At 71.1% G+C, this 17,362-nt stretch carries 13 protein-coding genes and 1 riboswitch; of the genes, 7 read left to right on the top strand and 6 right to left on the bottom strand.

Annotated elements, in window-relative coordinates:
- Positions 1 to 111: 111 nt before the first annotated feature.
- A complete protein-coding gene (locus tag LJ657_RS07060) occupies positions 112 to 1,311 on the bottom strand; it encodes an ATP-binding protein (RefSeq protein WP_232647476.1) in 1,200 nt (399 codons plus the stop codon).
- A gap of 133 nt (positions 1,312 to 1,444) precedes the next feature.
- On the opposite strand from LJ657_RS07060, the gene LJ657_RS07055 reads away from it, so the two are divergent.
- Positions 1,445 to 2,800 (top strand): SWIM zinc finger family protein, encoded by a 1,356-nt coding sequence (locus tag LJ657_RS07055; RefSeq protein WP_232647475.1) that lies wholly within the window; start codon positions 1,445 to 1,447, stop codon positions 2,798 to 2,800.
- Positions 2,801 to 2,865: 65 nt separating this feature from the next.
- Positions 2,866 to 4,488, top strand: a complete 1,623-nt coding sequence (locus tag LJ657_RS07050) for a DUF5691 domain-containing protein (protein ID WP_232647473.1) — start codon at positions 2,866 to 2,868, stop codon at positions 4,486 to 4,488.
- Positions 4,489 to 4,637: 149 nt separating this feature from the next.
- Here LJ657_RS07050 and icmB read toward each other — a convergent pair whose 3' ends face one another.
- Positions 4,638 to 5,054 (bottom strand): coenzyme B12-dependent isobutyryl CoA mutase small subunit, encoded by a 417-nt coding sequence (gene icmB, locus LJ657_RS07045; protein WP_232647955.1) that lies wholly within the window; start codon positions 5,052 to 5,054, stop codon positions 4,638 to 4,640.
- Positions 5,055 to 5,407: 353 nt separating this feature from the next.
- On the opposite strand from icmB, the gene LJ657_RS07040 reads away from it, so the two are divergent.
- Both LJ657_RS07040 and LJ657_RS07035 read left to right on the top strand, forming a co-directional pair.
- A complete protein-coding gene (locus LJ657_RS07040) occupies positions 5,408 to 6,274 on the top strand; it encodes a lipase family alpha/beta hydrolase (RefSeq protein ID WP_232647472.1) in 867 nt (288 codons plus the stop codon).
- A 218-nt stretch (positions 6,275 to 6,492) separates the two neighbouring features.
- A complete protein-coding gene (locus tag LJ657_RS07035) occupies positions 6,493 to 7,929 on the top strand; it encodes a M23 family metallopeptidase (RefSeq protein ID WP_232647954.1) in 1,437 nt (478 codons plus the stop codon).
- A gap of 89 nt (positions 7,930 to 8,018) precedes the next feature.
- On the opposite strand, the gene pcrA is transcribed toward LJ657_RS07035, so the two are convergent.
- Positions 8,019 to 10,526, bottom strand: coding sequence for a DNA helicase PcrA (gene pcrA / locus LJ657_RS07030; protein WP_232647471.1), 2,508 nt, complete (start codon positions 10,524 to 10,526; stop codon positions 8,019 to 8,021).
- A gap of 373 nt (positions 10,527 to 10,899) precedes the next feature.
- A riboswitch (cyclic di-AMP (ydaO/yuaA leader) is annotated at positions 10,900 to 11,069 on the top strand.
- Positions 11,070 to 11,077: 8 nt separating this feature from the next.
- Between pcrA and LJ657_RS07025 the strand changes: the two genes are divergently transcribed.
- Together LJ657_RS07025 and LJ657_RS07020 are read left to right on the top strand one after the other, a co-directional pair.
- Positions 11,078 to 12,232: a C40 family peptidase gene (locus tag LJ657_RS07025; RefSeq protein ID WP_232647470.1), complete on the top strand. Its 1,155-nt coding sequence runs from the start codon at positions 11,078 to 11,080 to the stop codon at positions 12,230 to 12,232.
- A gap of 150 nt (positions 12,233 to 12,382) precedes the next feature.
- Entirely contained in the window at positions 12,383 to 13,378 is a 996-nt protein-coding gene (locus LJ657_RS07020) for a tellurite resistance/C4-dicarboxylate transporter family protein (RefSeq protein WP_232647469.1), read from the top strand.
- Here LJ657_RS07020 and LJ657_RS07015 read toward each other — a convergent pair.
- Complete coding sequence (locus tag LJ657_RS07015; protein WP_232647468.1) at positions 13,356 to 13,709, bottom strand: hypothetical protein; 354 nt, start codon at positions 13,707 to 13,709, stop codon at positions 13,356 to 13,358. The two genes, LJ657_RS07020 and LJ657_RS07015, sit on opposite strands and share 23 nt — an antisense overlap.
- 413 nt (positions 13,710 to 14,122) lie before the next feature.
- Here LJ657_RS07015 and LJ657_RS07010 point away from each other — a divergent pair, with 413 nt between their 5' ends.
- Positions 14,123 to 15,190, top strand: a complete 1,068-nt coding sequence (locus LJ657_RS07010) for a C40 family peptidase (RefSeq protein WP_232647467.1) — start codon at positions 14,123 to 14,125, stop codon at positions 15,188 to 15,190.
- A gap of 17 nt (positions 15,191 to 15,207) precedes the next feature.
- Here the strand turns inward: LJ657_RS07010 and LJ657_RS07005 are convergent, their stop codons facing one another.
- The gene (locus LJ657_RS07005; RefSeq protein WP_232647465.1) at positions 15,208 to 15,933 is read right to left on the bottom strand and encodes a LuxR C-terminal-related transcriptional regulator; all 726 of its coding nucleotides are present in this window, start codon (positions 15,931 to 15,933) and stop codon (positions 15,208 to 15,210) included.
- Positions 15,933 to 17,222, bottom strand: coding sequence for an ATP-binding protein (locus LJ657_RS07000; protein ID WP_232647464.1), 1,290 nt, complete (start codon positions 17,220 to 17,222; stop codon positions 15,933 to 15,935). The genes LJ657_RS07005 and LJ657_RS07000 overlap by 1 nt, the downstream gene beginning before the upstream one ends.
- Positions 17,223 to 17,362: the final 140 nt, after the last annotated feature.

Raw genomic sequence — 17,362 nt, 5'->3', positions numbered from 1 at the left:
CGTCCTCGTGGGCCGTGCACACCGAGCCGCTACCCGATCGCCGACCCCTGCCCGACCCCTGGTTCCCACTGTTCCCACCGTTACCGCCCGCGCGCCCCCAGCCCAGGTCGTTCACGCGCTCACCTCCCGGCAGGCCCGGTAGAAGTCCTTCCAGCCGTCGCGCTCGCGGACGACCGCCTCCAGGTACTCCTGCCAGATGACGCGGTCGGCCGCCGGGTCGCGTACGACGGCGCCGAGGATGCCCGCGGCGACGTCGCCGGCCCGCAGCACTCCGTCGCCGAAGTGGGAGGCCAGGGCAAGTCCGCTGGTGACGACCGAGATCGCCTCCGCCGTCGACAACGTGCCGCTCGGCGACTTGAGCTTCGTACGGCCGTCGGACGTGACCCCGTCGCGCAGCTCGCGGAAGACGGTCACGACCCGGCGGATCTCGTCGATGCCGTCGGGCACGGCCGGCAGGTCGAGCGAGCGGCCGATCTGGTCGACGCGACGCGAGACGATGTCGACCTCGGCCTCGACGCTCTCCGGCAGCGGCAGAACCACCGTGTTGAAGCGGCGGCGCAGGGCGCTGGAGAGGTCGTTGACCCCGCGGTCGCGGTCGTTGGCCGTGGCGATCAGGTTGAAGCCCCGGACCGCCTGCACCTCCTGCCCCAACTCCGGTATCGGCAGCGTCTTCTCGGACAGGATCGTGATGAGCGTGTCCTGGACGTCGGCGGGGATACGGGTCAGCTCCTCCACCCGCGCCGTCATCCCCTGCGCCATGGCCCGCATGACGGGGCTGGGAACCAGGGCGTCCCGGCTCGGGCCGTTCGCCAGCAGCTGCGCGTAGTTCCAGCCGTACCGGATCGCCTCCTCCGGCGTGCCCGCGGTGCCCTGCACGAGCAGCGTCGAGTCGCCGCTGACCGCCGCGGCCAAGTGCTCGGACACCCAGGTCTTGGCGGTGCCGGGCACGCCGAGCAGGAGCAGGGCGCGGTCGGTGGCGAGCGTGGTGACGGCGACCTCGACGATGCGGCGCGGGCCCACGTACTTCGGTGTGATCACCGTGCCGTCCGGCAGGGTGCCGCCGAGCAGGTACGTCGCCACGGCCCACGGCGACAGCTTCCAACGGGCCGGGCGTGGGCGGTCGTCCTGCGCGGCCAACGAGGCGAGTTCACCGGCGAAGGCATCCTCGGCGTGCGGTCGCAGCTCGTCCGTCCCGTTCGCGGACGCCTGCGCGCTCGCACCCGCGGATACAGGAGTGACGGCACTCGAATTCACGGGCGCGGACCCGCTCTCACTCGGTTCGACGGACTTCGGCTCTACGGACACAGACATGGCTGAGGCCCCCTCCAGCTCGGCCGGTTCGGATCTGGTACCAACCGTGCACCACGCCACTGACAATGCGTTCCGACCTGCACAAACGCGCTCGCAGACCCGATTGTCAGTGGCGGGATCTACCTTCGATGTCATGACTCAGCAGGGGGTGCGCTGGAGCGCGGATCAGGTGCTGGCACTGGCGCCTGACGTCGCGTCACGCAAAGCGGGAAGCAGACTCGGCGCGGCGGGTCCGTGGTCCGGGGCGGGGAGTTCCGACGAGGGGGCGGTGTGGGGACTGTGCAAGGGCAGCGGCAGCAAGCCGTATCGGACGGTCGTGGACATCGCGGATGCGGCGGCCCCCGCGTACAGGTGCAGTTGCCCGAGCCGCAAGTTCCCGTGCAAGCACGCGCTCGGCCTGCTGCTGCTCTGGGCGGGCGGGGACGGTGTGCTGCCGTCGGGGCAGGCACCGGACTGGGCGGAGCAGTGGATAGAGGGGAGAAGGCAGCGCGGCGAGCAGAAGCGGACGGCGGGGGCGTCCCACTCCTCGTCCGGGTCCGGTGATCCGGAGGCCGCGCGGCGCCGGGCAGAGCGCAGGGCTGAGCGGATCACCGCGGGTGCGACCGAGTTGGAGCAGCGCCTGGCGGATCTGCTGCGCGGCGGCCTGGCGAGCGCGGAGCAGGCGGGATACGGGCTGTGGGAGGAGACAGCGGCTCGCATGGTCGACGCCCAGGCGCCTGGACTGGCCGCGCGGGTACGGGAGTTGGGGGCGATTCCGTCGTCCGGGCCGGGCTGGCCCGTGCGCCTGCTGGAGGAGTGCGCGCTGCTCCATCTACTCGACCAGGGCTGGCTGCACCGCGAGCAGCTGCCGGACGGCCTGGCCGCGACGGTCCGGTCACGGATCGGCCTGCCCGGCACGGCGGACGGCCCGCCGCTGCGTGACCGCTGGCTGGTCCTCGCCCAGTACGACACGGCGGACGCGCGCCTGACAACCCGCAGGGTCTGGCTGCACGGCACCGACTCGAACCGCACCGTACTGCTCCTCTCCTACGGAGCCGCGGGCCGTGCCCCGGAGCTGGCGCTCCCGGTGGGACTGACCTTGGACGCCGAGGTGTCCGCCTATCCGGGTGCCGGACAACTGCGGGTGGCCCTGGGCGAGCAGTTCGCACCGCCGGCCCCGGCGGTGACACGGCCGCCGGGAGTGACGACGGCCCGGGCGGCCGCCCACTACGGCGAGGCGCTGCGGGACGACCCGTGGCTGGACTCCGTCCCGGTCACGCTGGACCGGGTCATACCGATCCCGGACGGCGACTCCTGGCAGCTGGCGGACGCCGACGCGGATGCGGCGCTGCCACTGACTTCCGCCGCCCGTACCCGCCCCGGGCTCTGGCGCCTGGTCGCTCTCTCGGGGGGCGCCCCCGTCAAGGTCTTCGGCGAGTGCGGCCATCGGGGCTTCACCCCGCTGACGGCGTGGCCGGAGCGGGCGGGAGAGGCGGTGCGGCTGTGCTGACCCAACGGTCCGGGGACCACCGCACGACGCCCGCAGGGGACGGGAGCTTCACGGAAAGGAACCGTATGAACAGGACGTCCACGCCGGTGGTTGCGCCCGCCTCGGGCGCCTGGGAGGAGCTCGTCACGGCGGCGTTGCTCGGGACGGAGCGGCGCATCCCGCCGGGCGGAGCGCCGGGACGGGATGCGCCGGTGGCGCTGCTGGACGCGGCGGCGGCGGAGACGGTACGTCGGCGGGCCGGTCTGCGGGCGGCGCGGGCGGCCGGGCGGCCCGAGCCGGCTGCCGAGGACCCGCGTCCCGCGCTGCCCCCCGCGGCGGCCCGCAGGCTCGCGCTGCTGCTGGCCGACCGCCCGGGCACGGGTGGCGGCGGCCGCAGGGGCACGGCGCCGGACCTCATGGAGCTCCTGCCCCAGTGGCTCGCGGCGGCGAACGCCCGCGGTTTCGCGGCACCACCTCAAGCGCTGCCCGCGCTGCTGGACGCGGCCCGCGGGCGTACGGATCTGCGGCCGGCCGCGCTGGCCTTCGCAGGACCGCGCGCCGTGTGGCTCGCCCGGCTGAATCCCGACTGGCGGTTCGCCCTGCGTGCGACGCCTGGCGGGGGCGCCGCACTGCCACCCCCCGAGGACACGGAGAAGACCCGGAGCCTGTGGGAGGAAGGCCTGTTCGCCGAGCGGGTCGCTCTCCTGTCCGCCATCCGCGCCCGCGAGCCCGCCGCCGCCCGCGAACTACTCATGACGACCTGGCCGACGGAGCGGGCCGAGGACCGTCTGATGTTCCTCGACTCGCTGCGCGCGGGACTCGGCCCCCTGGACGAGCCCTTCCTGGAACAGGCGCTGGCCGACCGCAGTCGCAACGTGCGGGCGACAGCGGCGGAGTTGCTCTCCGCGCTGCCGGGTTCGGCACTCGCCGCGCGGATGGCCGTCAGGGCCGCGGCATGCGTGGCCGTCGACCACACGGGCGACGCACCGATGATCACCGTCGAGGCTCCGCACGAGTGCGACGCGAGCATGGAGCGCGACGGTGTGGTGGCCAAGGCTCCGGCGGGACGGGGTGAACGGTCGTGGTGGTTCGGCCAGTTGGTGGAGGCGACACCGCTCGGGACGTGGCCTGCGCGGCTTGGCGGGCGTACACCAGGGCAGATCGTGGCGCTGCCGGTGACGGACGACTGGCAGAGCGAACTGCACGCGGCCTGGTGCCGGGCCGCCGTGCGGCAGCGGGACCCCGAGTGGGCCCGGGCGCTCCTCGGAACCCCGTCCGCCCCGGAGGCCGGCGGTCCGGGCGCGGTGTCCCTGGCCGAACGCGCCAGACTGCTCGGCACGCTGAGCGCTGCCGAACGGGCCGAATGGGTGGCCGGGTTCATCGCGGCGCATGGCCTGTCCGAGGCGTTCCAGCTGCTCGGAGTGTGCGCGGTGCCGTGGTCTGCGCCGCTCGGGCAGGCAGTCGTGGACGCGCTCAACATCGCCCGGGACGCGGGGAGCTATCCATGGAGCTTCAGCGGAGTGATGGGCCTGGCCGAGCGCTGCCTCGACCCCTCCGAGGGGAGCCGTCTGGACGCCCTGCTGGCGATACCCGACGAGACGGAGGACACGTCACCTGGGGCGGGCGGCTACTGGGCGGAGGCCTTCCAACGCCTGGTCACGACGCTGCGGTTGCGGGAGGTGATGGCGAAAGAGCTGGACGCGGCCTAGAGCTGCCCTGCGGCCTACGGCACTTCTTCAGCGCCGGTCAGCACAATTCAGCCCGTCCGGCGTTTGAGGACGGGGCCGTTCAGGCCGAAGGAGGTCCGGGGCAGAGCCCCCAGGGACAGCGCCCCCACGTACCCGCAGCGCACGACGACCTAAGCTCCTGCCGTCTGACGGACGTTCGCCCGCACCCAGTCCACGATCGACTGCGTCGTGGCCCCTGGCGTGAAGATCTCCGCGACGCCCTTCTCCTTCAGCGGAGCGATGTCCGCCTCGGGGATGATCCCGCCGCCGAAGACCAGGATGTCCTCCGCGTCCCGCTCCTTGAGCAGCTTGATCACCGCGGCGAAGAGCGTGTTGTGGGCACCGGAGAGGATCGACAGCCCGATCGCGTCGGCGTCCTCCTGGATCGCGGTGTCGACGATCTGCTCGGGAGTCTGGTGAAGGCCGGTGTAGATGACCTCCATACCGGCGTCGCGCAACGCACGCGCGATCACCTTGGCCCCGCGATCGTGGCCGTCGAGCCCCGGCTTGGCCACCACCACGCGGATCGGACCGGCTGCCACACCCATCACTGCCTCCATGAAGCGACTGCATCCATCCCTACCGACAAGTACTGGAGTACCCGAACCGGCCGGGGAAGTGAACGAACGTTATCGCCAGCATCCCGCAACCGGCAGTTTCGCGGTGAAGACCGAGGGGGAAATCACACGATGGGACACGTTCACCGCGCACCGTTCCGGCGGGAACACGCGCAACAGGAGCCGCAAAGAGGTCGCCGCACCACCGCGCCGCAGGCCACGCGCCGTGGCGATGCGGCACGTCGACGATGCCATGGAGCGTCGCCGACCGCCTTCCTCGCGGTCTCCCACGAGGGCACACGGGGGACAGAGGCGTCCTCCTGCGTGCCGACAGGAGGTCGGCCATGAAGGTCACGAGGGCAGCACTGCCCTTTCTTCCGCTCTGCCAGCGGCTGCTTCCGAGCAGACTGGCGGGCCTCTCCCTGGCCCTGCTGAAGGCGACCGCCCTGGAACTGGTGATCCTCGCGGGACACCTCCTCCTGTATCCCTCCGGCCTCACCCCGGAACGCCGAGGATCATCGGCCGCACTCCCCCCGCCCGACGGGGCCGCACAGCTGCCGACCGGGACCAAGCCCCCGGTCGTCCTCCTGCACGGCTTCATAGACAACCGCTCGGTCTTCGTGCTGCTGCGCCGCAGTCTCGCCCAGCACGGCAGGCAGCAGATCGAGTCGCTCAACTACTCGCCGCTGACCTGCGACATCCGTACGGCGGCCGAGCTGCTGAGCCGGCACATAGAGGAAATCTGCGAGCGCACGGGCAGCAAACAGGTCGACATCGTCGGGCACAGCCTCGGCGGACTGATAGCGCGGTACTACGTGCAGCGGCTGGGCGGTGACATCCGCGTTCGTACGCTGGTGACGCTGGGCACCCCGCACTCCGGCACCCGGGTGGTGCCGCTGGCGAACGCGCACCCCATCGTCCGCCAGATGCGCCCCGGCTCGGAGCTGCTGGATGAACTGACCCGGCCCGCGCCGGGCTGCCGTACGCACTTCGTGACTTTCTGGAGCGACCTCGATCACCTGATGGACCCGCTGGAGACCGCCTGTATCGACCACCCCGACCTGATGGCGCAGAACGTGCGGGTGAGCGGAATCGGACATCTCGCCCTGCCCGTGCACCCGGCCGTCGCGACCGGGATACGCCAGGCTCTCGACGCCGAACGAACAGGAGCCGAGGCCGCCGCCCACGCCGGCGGGCTGACAGTGGCCTGACCTACAGCCATTCGGTTTCGAACATTCTTCGAACACAGGGCCAAAGCCGTGCCCGTCGTCCCCCGAAACACGGCCGATTGCCCGTTTCCTGCGCGCACGAAACCTGTTGAAGATTGTCGAGCCCGTATACCGCCGGGTACAGTCACCGCACTGCTCTGGCAGCCCCTGTTGTCGAGGCGAAAGAGAAGTTGGTGAACGATCGTCACCCGTCGGGGACCATGACCACCCCGGCTCCGGCTTCCGACGCCGCCTCGGCGCACTACGCGTCGTACGGCACGCAGGAAGCCCAGTACGGCGACTTCACCCTGCACGGCGGCTACGACTCCAACGGTTTCGCGACCGGCGGCCACGCCACCGCGACCTTCGCCGCAGACCCCCTCTTCGGCAGCCTCCCGGGCGAGAGCACCGGTTCGTACGACTCCGGCCAGTGGGACACGAGTGGTCACCACACGCTGAACTACGACGCGTACGCGGCCCAGCACCATGCGGCCTATGACAGCGGCGTGTACGACGCGACCGCCTGGACCGCCGGCTACCAGCCGCTCTCCGCCATCCCGCCGCAGGCCACCGGGCACGACGCCTCCGGTCAGTGGGATGCGAACGCCTGGCTGCAGCCCGAGCGTCCGGGCACTCCCGCCGACCAGACCCAGCAGTGGGAATGGGGCACCCAGGCCTTCGACACCGGGGCGTACGACGCCACACAGTGGAACTCCGAGAGCCCTGAGGCCGGCGACACCGCCTCGGCCGCCGCCTCCGCCAACGACTACGAGCAGCAGGCAGATCAGGGTTCGTACGGCCAACCCGCCCCGGACGGCGGCCAGTTGAACGCCACCGGGGAGCTGCCCTCGGTCGCACCCCTCCTCGACGACCAGGAAGAGGTCACGTCGGCTCCGGCGTCGCGCGCGGCCTCCCGCAGCGGGGGCCGCTCCCGCCGTCGCGCGCCCGCCAAGCGCTCCGCGCTGCTGACCATCGCCGTGCCTTCGGCGTGTGTGATGGGCGTGGCCGGTATCGCCGCCGCCTCCGTGGGCACCTTCACCGGCGACAAGGACACCTCGACGACGGCGTCGGACGCACAGGCGGTGAAACCATCCGCCGCCAACAACAAACTGGACACCCAGCTGCGGAGCCTCTCCGCCGGCGCCGACGACTTCGCCGACCGGGCCAGCCGCACCCAGGAGCGCATCGACCTCAAGACCCAGCAGGAGGCCGAGAAGAAGAAGGCGGCGGCGGAGGCGGCCCGCAAGGAGCGGCTGCGCCCGAAGTACGTCCTTCCGGTCACCCAGAAGGGCCTCAGTGCCTACTTCGGCCAGGCCGGCATCAACTGGATGTCCGTGCACACCGGGATCGACTTCCCGGTCTCCTACGGAACGACGGTGATGGCCGCGACCGACGGCACCGTCCGCACGCAGTGGAACAGTGCGTACGGGAACATGATGATAGTGACCGCGAAGGACGGCACGGAGACGTGGTACTGCCACCTCTCCAGCTATCGCGTCTCCTCCGGCACGACGGTGAAGGCCGGTACGCCGATCGCGTACTCCGGGAACTCGGGCAACTCGACCGGCCCGCATCTGCACTTCGAGGTCCGGCCGGGCGGCGGTTCGGCGATCGACCCGCTTCCGTGGCTGCGGAGTCATGGGCTGGACCCTACGTAGGAGAGCTGGGAGCTGCGCTCCCAGACCCCTCGTCCTCAGCCTGAACGGCCTCGTCCTCAAACGCCGGACGGGCTGAAGGGCACCGGCAGTTACAGCTTCTCCACCGGTGCATACCTCAGCAGCAGGCGCTTCGGCTTGGCCTCGCCGAAGTCGATCGTCGCCTCGGCATTGCCTCCCGTGCCCTTGACCGCCACGACCGTGCCGAGTCCGAACTGGTCGTGGGTGACCCGGTCGCCTACGGCCAGCGACACCACCGGCTTCTCGGAGGCCCGGCTCGTGGCGAAGCCGGACGCGCCCGATGCCGACGAGCGCGAGCGGGAGGACGACAGGGAGGCCGCCACGCCCGACGCCGGGCCGGAGGAGGAGGAGGAGGAGGAGGAGACCGGGGCAGCGGCGCCCGTCCGCTTCCAGTCGACGTGCTGCGCCGGGATCTCCTCCAGGAAACGCGAGGGCGGGTTGTACGACGGCTGCCCCCACGCGCTGCGCAGCGACGACCGGGTCAGATAGAGCCGCTCTCGCGCGCGCGTGATGCCGACGTACGCGAGCCGCCGCTCCTCCTCCAGTTCCTTCGTCTGGCCGAGGGCGCGCATGTGCGGGAAGACGCCGTCCTCCATGCCGGTGAGGAAGACCACCGGGAACTCCAGGCCCTTGGCGGTGTGCAGGGTCATCAGGGTGATGACTCCGGAGCCGTCCTCCTCGTCGTCGGGGATCTGGTCGGAGTCGGCGACGAGCGCGACGCGTTCCAGGAAGTCGGCGAGCCCGCCGGTCGTCTCGCCCTCACCGGACTCCTGCTCGAACTCCAGGGCCACCGCGGCGAGTTCCTGGAGGTTCTCGATGCGGGTCTCGTCCTGCGGGTCGGTGGAGGCCTGCAATTCGGCGAGGTAGCCGGTGCGTTCGAGGATCGCCTCCAGGACCGTCGCCGGGCCGACGCCCGACTCGACGATCGTCCTGAGGTCCTCCATCAGCGTGTTGAACCGCTTGACGGCGTTGGCCGACCGCGCCGCCATGCCGTACGCCTCGTCGACGCGACGCAGCGCCTGCGGGAAGCTGATCTTCTCCCGCTGGGCGAGGGCGTCGATCATCGCCTCCGCGCGGTCGCCGATGCCGCGCTTGGGGACGTTGAGGATGCGGCGCAGCGGCACCGAGTCCTCGGGGTTGGCCAGCACCCGCAGGTAGGCCAGGACGTCCCGGACCTCCTTGCGCTCGTAGAAGCGGACGCCGCCGACGACCTTGTAGGGCAGGCCGACGCGGATGAAGACCTCTTCGAAGACACGGGACTGGGCGTTGGTGCGGTAGAAGACGGCGACGTCTGAGGCCTTCGTCTCGCCGGCGTCCGTGAGACGGTCTATCTCGTCCGCGACGAACTGCGCCTCGTCGTGCTCCGTGTCGGCGACGTAGCCCGTGATGCGCGCGCCCGCGCCCGCGTTCGTCCACAGATTCTTGGGGCGGCGGGACTCGTTGCGCTCGATGACCGCGTTCGCCGCGCTCAGAATGGTCTGCGTGGAGCGGTAGTTCTGCTCCAGCAGGATCGTCGTCGCGTCCGGGTAGTCCTCCTCGAACTGGAGGATGTTGCGGATCGTCGCACCGCGGAAGGCGTAGATCGACTGGTCGGCGTCGCCCACGACGCACAGCTCGGCGGGCTGCAGGTCGTACTCGTTCGGCGGTACGTCGGCGTCGTCGGCACGCGTGCCGGTGCCGACGAGTTCCCGTACGAGCGCGTACTGGGCGTGGTTGGTGTCCTGGTACTCGTCGACCAGGACGTGCCGGAAGCGGCGGCGGTAGTGCTCGGCGACGTCCGGGAAGGCGCGCAACAGGTTGACCGTCGTCATGATCAGGTCGTCGAAGTCGAGGGCGTTCGCCTCGCGCAGCCGTGACTGGTACATGGCGTAGGCCTGGGCGAGGGTCTTCTCGAAGCCGTCGGCGGCCTGAGCTGCGAAGTCCTCCTCGTCGATCAGCTCGTTCTTCAGGTTCGAGATCTTGGCGCTGAAGGACTTCGGCGGGTAGCGCTTGGGATCGAGGTCCAGGTCGCGGCAGACCAGAGCCATCAGGCGCTTGCTGTCGGCGGCGTCGTAGATCGAGAAGGAGGAGGTGAAACCGAGCTTCTTCGACTCCCTGCGCAGGATGCGCACGCACGCGCTGTGGAAGGTCATCACCCACATCGCGTTGGCGCGCGGGCCGACGAGCTGCTCGACGCGCTCCTTCATCTCGCCCGCGGCCTTGTTGGTGAAGGTGATCGCGAGGACCTGGCCGGGATGCACGTTCCGCTCACCCAGGAGGTAGGCGATGCGGTGGGTGAGCACGCGGGTCTTGCCGGAGCCGGCGCCGGCCACGATGAGCAGGGGGCTGCCGGAGTGGACGACGGCCGCGCGCTGGTTCTCGTTCAGTCCGTCCAGGAGCGCGGCCGGGTCGATCGCCGGGCGGGGGGCGCCGTTGCGGTAGTAGGCCTCCCGGTCCGGTGGCACGTCGAACTTCCCGCCGAACAGATCGTCCGGAACCGGCTCCGGTCCGTGATCGTCCTCGGGCGGCGGAGGTTCCTCCTCGTGCCCGCGGGGGGCCTGGAGGTTCGCCAGGAAGCTGTCGTCAAAGAGGCTGCTCATCGCCTTCCGAGTTTAGGGTGCCCCACTGACAGCCCGCTGCCGCCCTGGGAACATCGCGGGAATCGGAGGCCTCGCGGGCCTCGGCACCGCTGAATCCCTCGGACCTGGCCGCCCTCGGTGTCCGCCTGCCCTACGGAACCATTCCGTCACGCTCCGTGAGCACCCAGTCGGAAATGAGCGGATGCCATCACTCCGCTCCAAAATGCCCACAAGCCAGCACAGACCCCTCCCGATTGACGGCCATCGGCGACCTTCTGACCAAAGGTCACGAAAATGTATCGGGCATATCGAACATCAACCTTCACAGGGGCCACACGAGTTGGCTACCGTTCCGGCAGGCCGCACGACCCCCACCGGCGAACGTCGCCGGGCCGCGCGGCCTCCGCCGAGTCCGGGGCGCCGCCGCGCAGCCGGAGCCGGGGACCCACACCGACCTGGGGTGAATCGGTCCGCCCCCTTTCGGGGCAGGGACCGTAGGGCAACCCTTCCGAACCACCCGCCCGAACCCGACAGCTAACTCGGTAGGCGGAATATGGAAGGAGTCGCCTCCCTTGGCGTCGCACCGCAAGTCGCGCCCCGCGGGTACGCGCGTAGCAGGCATACGCACCCCCGCCCTCGCCACGGCCGCCCTCACCTCGGTGGCCCTGCTGTCCCAGTCGGCGAACGCCGCCCCCGCCGCCGACGGCAAGCCCAGCCTCGAAGAGGTCGAGAAGAAGGTCGACGACCTCTACCGCCAGGCGGAGTCGGCCACCGAGAAGTACAACGGGGCCAAAGAGAAGACCACGAAACAGCGCAAGAACGTCGACACCCTCCTCGACGACGTCGCCAGGCGCGCTCAGAAGCTCAACGAAGAGCGGGATCGGCTCGGTTCCTTCGCCGCGGCCCAGTACCGGACCGGAGCCGCCGCACCCGACACGGCGACCTTCCTGCTGGCGGACTCCCCTCAGGACTACTTCGACCAGACCCAGCTGATGGGGCGGCTGACCTCCCGTCAGAAGAGCGAGGTCGACGACTACTTCGCCGAGCAGTCCGCGACGATGAAGAAGCGCCAGGAGGCATCCAAGAGCCTGGAGACGCTCACCGCGACGCAGAGCGAGCTGCAGACCGCCAAGTCCACGGTGCAGAAGAAGCTCTCCGACGCGCGCGAGCTGCTGTCGAAGCTGACCGCCGAGGACAAGGCGCGGCTCGCGGCGATCCAGAAGCAGAAGGAGCAGGAGGCCGCGCGCAAGGCCGCCGAGCTGGCGAAGCAGCAGGCGGCGGCGGAGAAGGCCAAGGAAGAGGCCGCGGCCCAGGACGGCGGCTCCTCCTCGGACTCGGGATCCACCTCCACCAGCGACTCCGCGTACGCCACCCAGGCCGAGAAGGCGCTCGCCTTCGCCCGTGCGCAGATCGGCAAGCCGTACGTCTGGGGCGCCACCGGCCCCGGCTCCTACGACTGCTCCGGCCTCACCCAGGCCGCCTGGAAGGCCGCCGGCGTCTCCCTCCCGCGCACCACCTACGACCAGGTGAACGTCGGCACCACGGTCTCCCTCGCGGACGCCCGGCCCGGCGACCTGATCTTCTTCTACGACGACATCAGCCACGTCGGCGTCTACATCGGCAACGGCATGATGATCCACGCCCCGAAGCCCGGCGCCTACGTCCGCGAGGAGTCGATCTACTACGGCGGCGAATCGATCATCCACAGTGTGGTGCGGCCGGCCTGACGCTCCGCGGAACGGTGCACGCGCGCGTGCGGGCGCTTTGGGATGCACGCGCGCGTGAGAGCCGGTCCTGCCCCGCACCCGCGCGTATTTCGCCGTACCCGCGCGCGTGGCCCGCGCTGGACCCGGGCCTTGGTCTTTAGCATCGGCTCCATGTCCGGCAGCATCGGCCCCTTGTCCGGCCCGACCTCCCTCCGCGCCTGGTGGGCGCAGCGTTCGCCGGCGGCCGGGGCCGCCGTGCTGGCGACCGGCATTCTGTCGGTCGGGCTGCATCTGACGGGGGACGAGGTGCTGTCGCGGGTCGTCCTGGTCCTGGCCTGTGTCGCCTGGGTGGGGCTCGTGGCGGACTTCGGCGTCCGTCTGACGCAGGACCGGCAGAGGTTGCGGGCACAGGCGGGGACGCCGGGGGCGCTCACCGCTGTCGCGGCGACCACCGTGCTCGGGACCCGGTTCTCCGCCCTCGGACGGCAGACCCTCGCCGAGGCCCTGCTCGCGCTGGCGGCCGTGCTGTGGCCGCCGCTGCTGACGGCGGTCGTACGACGCTGGCGGCGTCGCATGCCGGGCGCGGTCTTCCTGTGCTGCGTGGCCACGCAGGGGCTCGCCGTGCTCGGTGCCACGCTCGCCGGGGCCGGGGCGACGGCATGGCTCGCGCGCGCGGCGCTCGTGCTGTTCTGGCTCGGGCTCGTCCTCTACGGCTGCGCGCTGGCCCTCTTCGACGTGCGACAGGTGACGGAAGGGCGAGGCGACCACTGGGTGGCGGGCGGCGCGCTCGCCATCTCGGCGGCCGCCGGATCGAGGCTCGTCGCCGCGGACAGCGCGCGCATGCACCTGTGGAACGACGACGACCGCGGTGTCCTGCGCACCGTCACCCTCGCACTGCTCGTGCTCGACCTGGCCTGGTACGCGGTCCTGCTCGTCGCCGAGGTGGTCCGGCCGCGGCTCGGCTACGACGTGCGCCGCTGGTCGACCGTGTTCCCGCTGGGGATGACGGCGGCGGCCGTACTGTCCGTCGCCGCCGTCCTCGACGTCCCGCGGCTCAAGGGGCCCGGGCAGGTGCTGCTGTGGATCGCGGTGGCGGCGTGGCTGGCCGTCGCCGCGGGGGCCCTGGCCGAGGCCCGCGCCGGCATCAGGTCCACAGCACCGCGATGAAGATGTTCGCCGTGGTGAGCAGGCCCACCAGCCCGAACAGGCTCTTGTCGACCTTCTCGTCGTCCCGCTTCACATAGACCAGGCCGAGGATCACGACCAGCAGGGCCAGCTTCACGCCGATCTTGACGGTGTTGACGTGATGGTCGTCGGCCTGGTTGAGGCCGACCAGGATCGCGCCGGTGACCAGCATCGTCAGCGCGCCGTGCAGCATCGCCGGGACGAAGCGGGCCTCGCCGCGGCCCATCGCCTTCATCTGGGTGAAGAAGCCGCCGAGGAGCGCGGCGATGCCGATGATGTGCAGGCCGACGAAGAGATGGATGAGTACGTCCATGAGGCCGGAGCTTAAACAGAGGCGCACGGGGCACTCGACACCGCCCCGTCCTTCATAGGTTCACCCTGCATATATGCGGCCCATAGCACTCTGCCGCCCACGCGTGTCCCGGAACCGCCACATCGGTCAGCGCACTGTGTGAACTCGACGGCGCGGGTCCTGGATCACGGCCGTATACGGTCACCCGGCGATCCGCCGGGAGCACTTCCGCACATCGCGTTACCGAGCCGACACGGACAGGTTTAGCGTCCTCCACCAGGTGACCGGCTCCCCACCGCCGCCCGGGCCAGGGGCGGCAGTCGGCCACCACCGCCGAGAAGGTCCGGCGGCGGCCCGCTCCCCCTGTGCGGGCCGCCGCCGGACGCGTAAGCCGACCCGGAACGGGCGGTCGTACGAAAGGACGGGCAGTCCACGTGGCAGCGCACCGCAGGCCCAGTCGGCGCTCGCTCAGCGGCAGTTCGGCCCGGACCGCGTTCACCATCGCCCTGGCGGGCGCGGCGAGCGCGACGGGTTTCGACGGGACCGGGCACGCCGAGCCGGATCTGACGCCGACGCAGGTCAAGGCGGAGGTGGACAAGCTGTACCAGGAGGCGGAGACCGCCACCGAGAAGTACGACGGGGCGAAGGAGCAGACGGACGCCGCCGAGCAGCGGCTGTCGACGCTGCGGGACGAGGCGGCGCGCAAGACGGACGGGCTCAACTCGGCGCGGGACGAGCTGGGTTCGATGGCCGCGGCGCAGTACCGGGACGGCGGTCTCGACCCGGCGCTGCAACTCGCGCTGTCGGACGACCCCGACCGCTATCTCGAGGGCGCCGAGTTCGTCGACCGGGCGGACACCCGGCAGGCGGCGGCCGTGGCGGGCGTACGGGAACAGCTGCGGGAGATCGAGCAGTTGCGCGGGGCCGCGCGCATCGAGCTGGCCGGGCTCAGGTCACGGCAGGCCGAGCTGAAGCGGGACGAGAGGACGATCACCGGGAAGCTGGATGAGGCGCGGCGACTGGCGTCCCGGCTGTCGGCCGCCGAGCGCGCCCGGCTCGGCGAGGACGGCGGCACAGGCCGCGCCTCACGGTCCGCCGCGGGCTCCCGGAACGGCCTCGTGTCCCTCGGATCCGCGACCGCGGAGGCGCCCGGCTCCCGTGCCGCGGCCGCCCTCTCGTATGCGTACTCCAAACTGGGCAGCCCCTATGTGTGGGGCGCGACCGGCCCGGACGCCTTCGACTGCTCGGGCCTCGTCCAGGCCGCGTACCGCTCCGCGGGCATCTCCCTGCCCCGCACGACCTACGCCCAGATCGACGCCGGCCGCCGCGTCTCCCGCTCCGAACTCGCCCCGGGCGACCTGGTGTTCTTCTACTCCGGCATCAGCCACGTCGGCATCTACGTCGGCAACGGCATGATGATCCACGCCCCGAACCCCTCGGCACCGGTGCGGATCGCACCGATCGACGAGATGCCGTTCGCGGGGGCCACGCGGGTGGTGTGAGCTTCGGGCAGCGGATCTCAGACCAGCCGTCGCGCCGTAGCCCACCGTGTCAGCTCGTGCCGGTTCGACAACTGCAACTTCCGCAGCACCGCCGAGACATGGGACTCGACCGTCTTCACCGAGATGAACAGCTGCTTGGCGATCTCCTTGTACGCATAGCCGCGGGCGATCAGACGCAGCACCTCGCGCTCGCGCTGGGTGAGGCGGTCGAGGTCCTCGTCGACCGGCGGAGCGTCGGTGGAGGCGAACGCGTCGAGGACGAAGCCGGCCAGACGCGGGGAGAAGACGGCGTCGCCCTCCTGCACGCGGAAGATGGAGTTGACGAGGTCCGTGCCGGTGATCGTCTTGGTGACGTAGCCGCGCGCGCCGCCGCGGATCACGCCGATCACGTCCTCCGCCGCGTCCGACACGGACAGCGCGAGGAAGCGGACGGGCTGCTCGGTGTCCGCCGTCAACGCGGCGCAGCGGCGCAGGACTTCGACGCCGCCGCCGCCAGGGAGGTGGACGTCGAGGAGGACCACCTCGGGGCGGGTCGCGGTGATGACCGTGACCGCCTGGTCGACGTCCGCGGCCTCGCCGACGACCTCGACGCCGGTCTGCTCGGTCTGGCCGATCTCGGCCTGGACGCCCGTACGGAACATGCGGTGGTCGTCGACGAGGACCACGCGTACGTGCCGCTCGCCCGCGCCACCGCCGGCCGCCGGCTCCACAGGCTCCGCGTTCGTCTCGGTCGGGTCGCTCATCACGTCTTCTCCGCCCTCTCCATCTCCAGCTCGACCTCCGTGCCGCCGTCCGGCACCGCGCGCAGCCGCGCCGTGCCGCCGTGGCGCTCCATGCGGCCGATGATCGATTCTCTGACGCCCATGCGGTCGGCGGGTATCGAGTCCAGGTCGAAGCCGGGGCCGCGGTCCCGGACCGACACGAAGACCGTCTTTCCCTCGACTTCGGCGTAGACCTGTACGGCGCCGCCCTCGCCACCGTACTTGGCGGCGTTCACCATCGCCTCGCGCGCGGCCTGCATCTGTGCGCCGATCCTCTCATCGAGCGGGCAGTCGCCGACGATGACGACCTCTATGGGGACGCCGTGCTTGTCCTCCACCTCCGCGGCGTTGCGCCGCACCGCGTCGGCCAGGTCGGTGGGTTCGTCGGCCTCGTCCTTGCCGGTGCCTTCCGGCTTGTACAGCCAGGTGCGCAGGTCGCGCTCCTGGGCGCGGGCGAGGCGGCGCACCTCGTTCGCGTTCTCCGCGTTGCGCTGGATCAAGGTCAGGGTGTGCAGCACGGAGTCATGGACATGGGCGGCGACCTCGGCGCGCTCCTGCGCGCGGATGCGCATCAGGCGCTCCTCGGAGAGGTCCTGGGTCATACGGACGAGGTAGGGCCCCGCGAGGAGCGTTATCCCGACGAGGACCGCGAGGGCCGCCTGGAGGACGGAGCCGAGGTGGGCGGCGGAGCCCTGGAGCACGAAGATGGCGGAGACGCCGGCGGTGACGAGGAGGACGCCGCCTGCGGCGCGCAGCAGGGTCAGCGTGCGCCGGCGGCTGCCGACCTCGACCCAGCGGGCCCGGCGGGCGTTGTCCGCCTGGCGCCAGACGAGGGCGACGCCCGCGCCGACGAGGACGGTGGGCCAGAGGTAGGCCTTGGCTCCGCCGCCCACGTTCACATTGCCCACGAAGACCAGGGCCACCACGACCATGAGGAGCAGGGCGACTATCTGGCCCTTGTCCGGCTTGCGGGTGACCAGCCTGCGGCGGCCGTCCGCCGAGGTCTCGGTGCTGACCAGCGACGGGGGTTTCTGGCCGCCGACGCCGCCGACACCCAGCGGCACGAAGAACCAGAACGCGGCATACAGCAGCGCGCCCAGGCCGTCCGCCATGAACAGACCGACGAACACGAGCCGCACCCAGATGACCGGCAGCCCGAGATGCCCGGCGAGCCCCCGCGCCACGCCACCGAGCCAGCGTCCGTCGCTGCTGCGGTAGAGCTTGCGCGGCGGCCGCGGTTCGACGAGTGGCGCTGCAGCGGCTTCCGGCATGCCATCGATATTCACACGGTCGGAGGACAGGGGCATCAGGGTCGACCCCCGAGACACCCCTGATCTTCGAACGCGGCCCCCGTCGAACGGTTCCCGGGCGCCGGGTCAGGGGCGATATCAGGGTCCGGCCAGGGTCGTAC

It is taken from the genome of Streptomyces guryensis (assembly GCF_021261325.1).
In the GTDB taxonomy this organism is placed as follows: Bacteria; Actinomycetota; Actinomycetes; order Streptomycetales; family Streptomycetaceae; genus Streptomyces; species Streptomyces guryensis.
This window is presented reverse-complemented; position numbering and strand designations above follow the sequence as displayed.

Bases quoted from the DNA above. Each gene is read 5' to 3' on its own strand.
- LJ657_RS07060 (WP_232647476.1), bottom strand. From the start codon at position 1,311: ATGTCTGTGTCCGTAGAGCCGAAGTCCGTCGAACCGAGTGAGAGCGGG.
- LJ657_RS07055 (WP_232647475.1), top strand. From the start codon at position 1,445: ATGACTCAGCAGGGGGTGCGCTGGAGCGCGGATCAGGTGCTGGCACTG.
- LJ657_RS07050 (WP_232647473.1), top strand. From the start codon at position 2,866: ATGAACAGGACGTCCACGCCGGTGGTTGCGCCCGCCTCGGGCGCCTGG.
- icmB (WP_232647955.1), bottom strand. From the start codon at position 5,054: ATGGGTGTGGCAGCCGGTCCGATCCGCGTGGTGGTGGCCAAGCCGGGG.
- LJ657_RS07040 (WP_232647472.1), top strand. From the start codon at position 5,408: ATGAAGGTCACGAGGGCAGCACTGCCCTTTCTTCCGCTCTGCCAGCGG.
- LJ657_RS07035 (WP_232647954.1), top strand. From the start codon at position 6,493: ATGACCACCCCGGCTCCGGCTTCCGACGCCGCCTCGGCGCACTACGCG.
- pcrA (WP_232647471.1), bottom strand. From the start codon at position 10,526: ATGAGCAGCCTCTTTGACGACAGCTTCCTGGCGAACCTCCAGGCCCCC.
- LJ657_RS07020 (WP_232647469.1), top strand. From the start codon at position 12,383: ATGTCCGGCAGCATCGGCCCCTTGTCCGGCCCGACCTCCCTCCGCGCC.
- LJ657_RS07015 (WP_232647468.1), bottom strand. From the start codon at position 13,709: ATGGACGTACTCATCCATCTCTTCGTCGGCCTGCACATCATCGGCATC.
- LJ657_RS07005 (WP_232647465.1), bottom strand. From the start codon at position 15,933: ATGAGCGACCCGACCGAGACGAACGCGGAGCCTGTGGAGCCGGCGGCC.
- LJ657_RS07000 (WP_232647464.1), bottom strand. From the start codon at position 17,222: ATGCCGGAAGCCGCTGCAGCGCCACTCGTCGAACCGCGGCCGCCGCGC.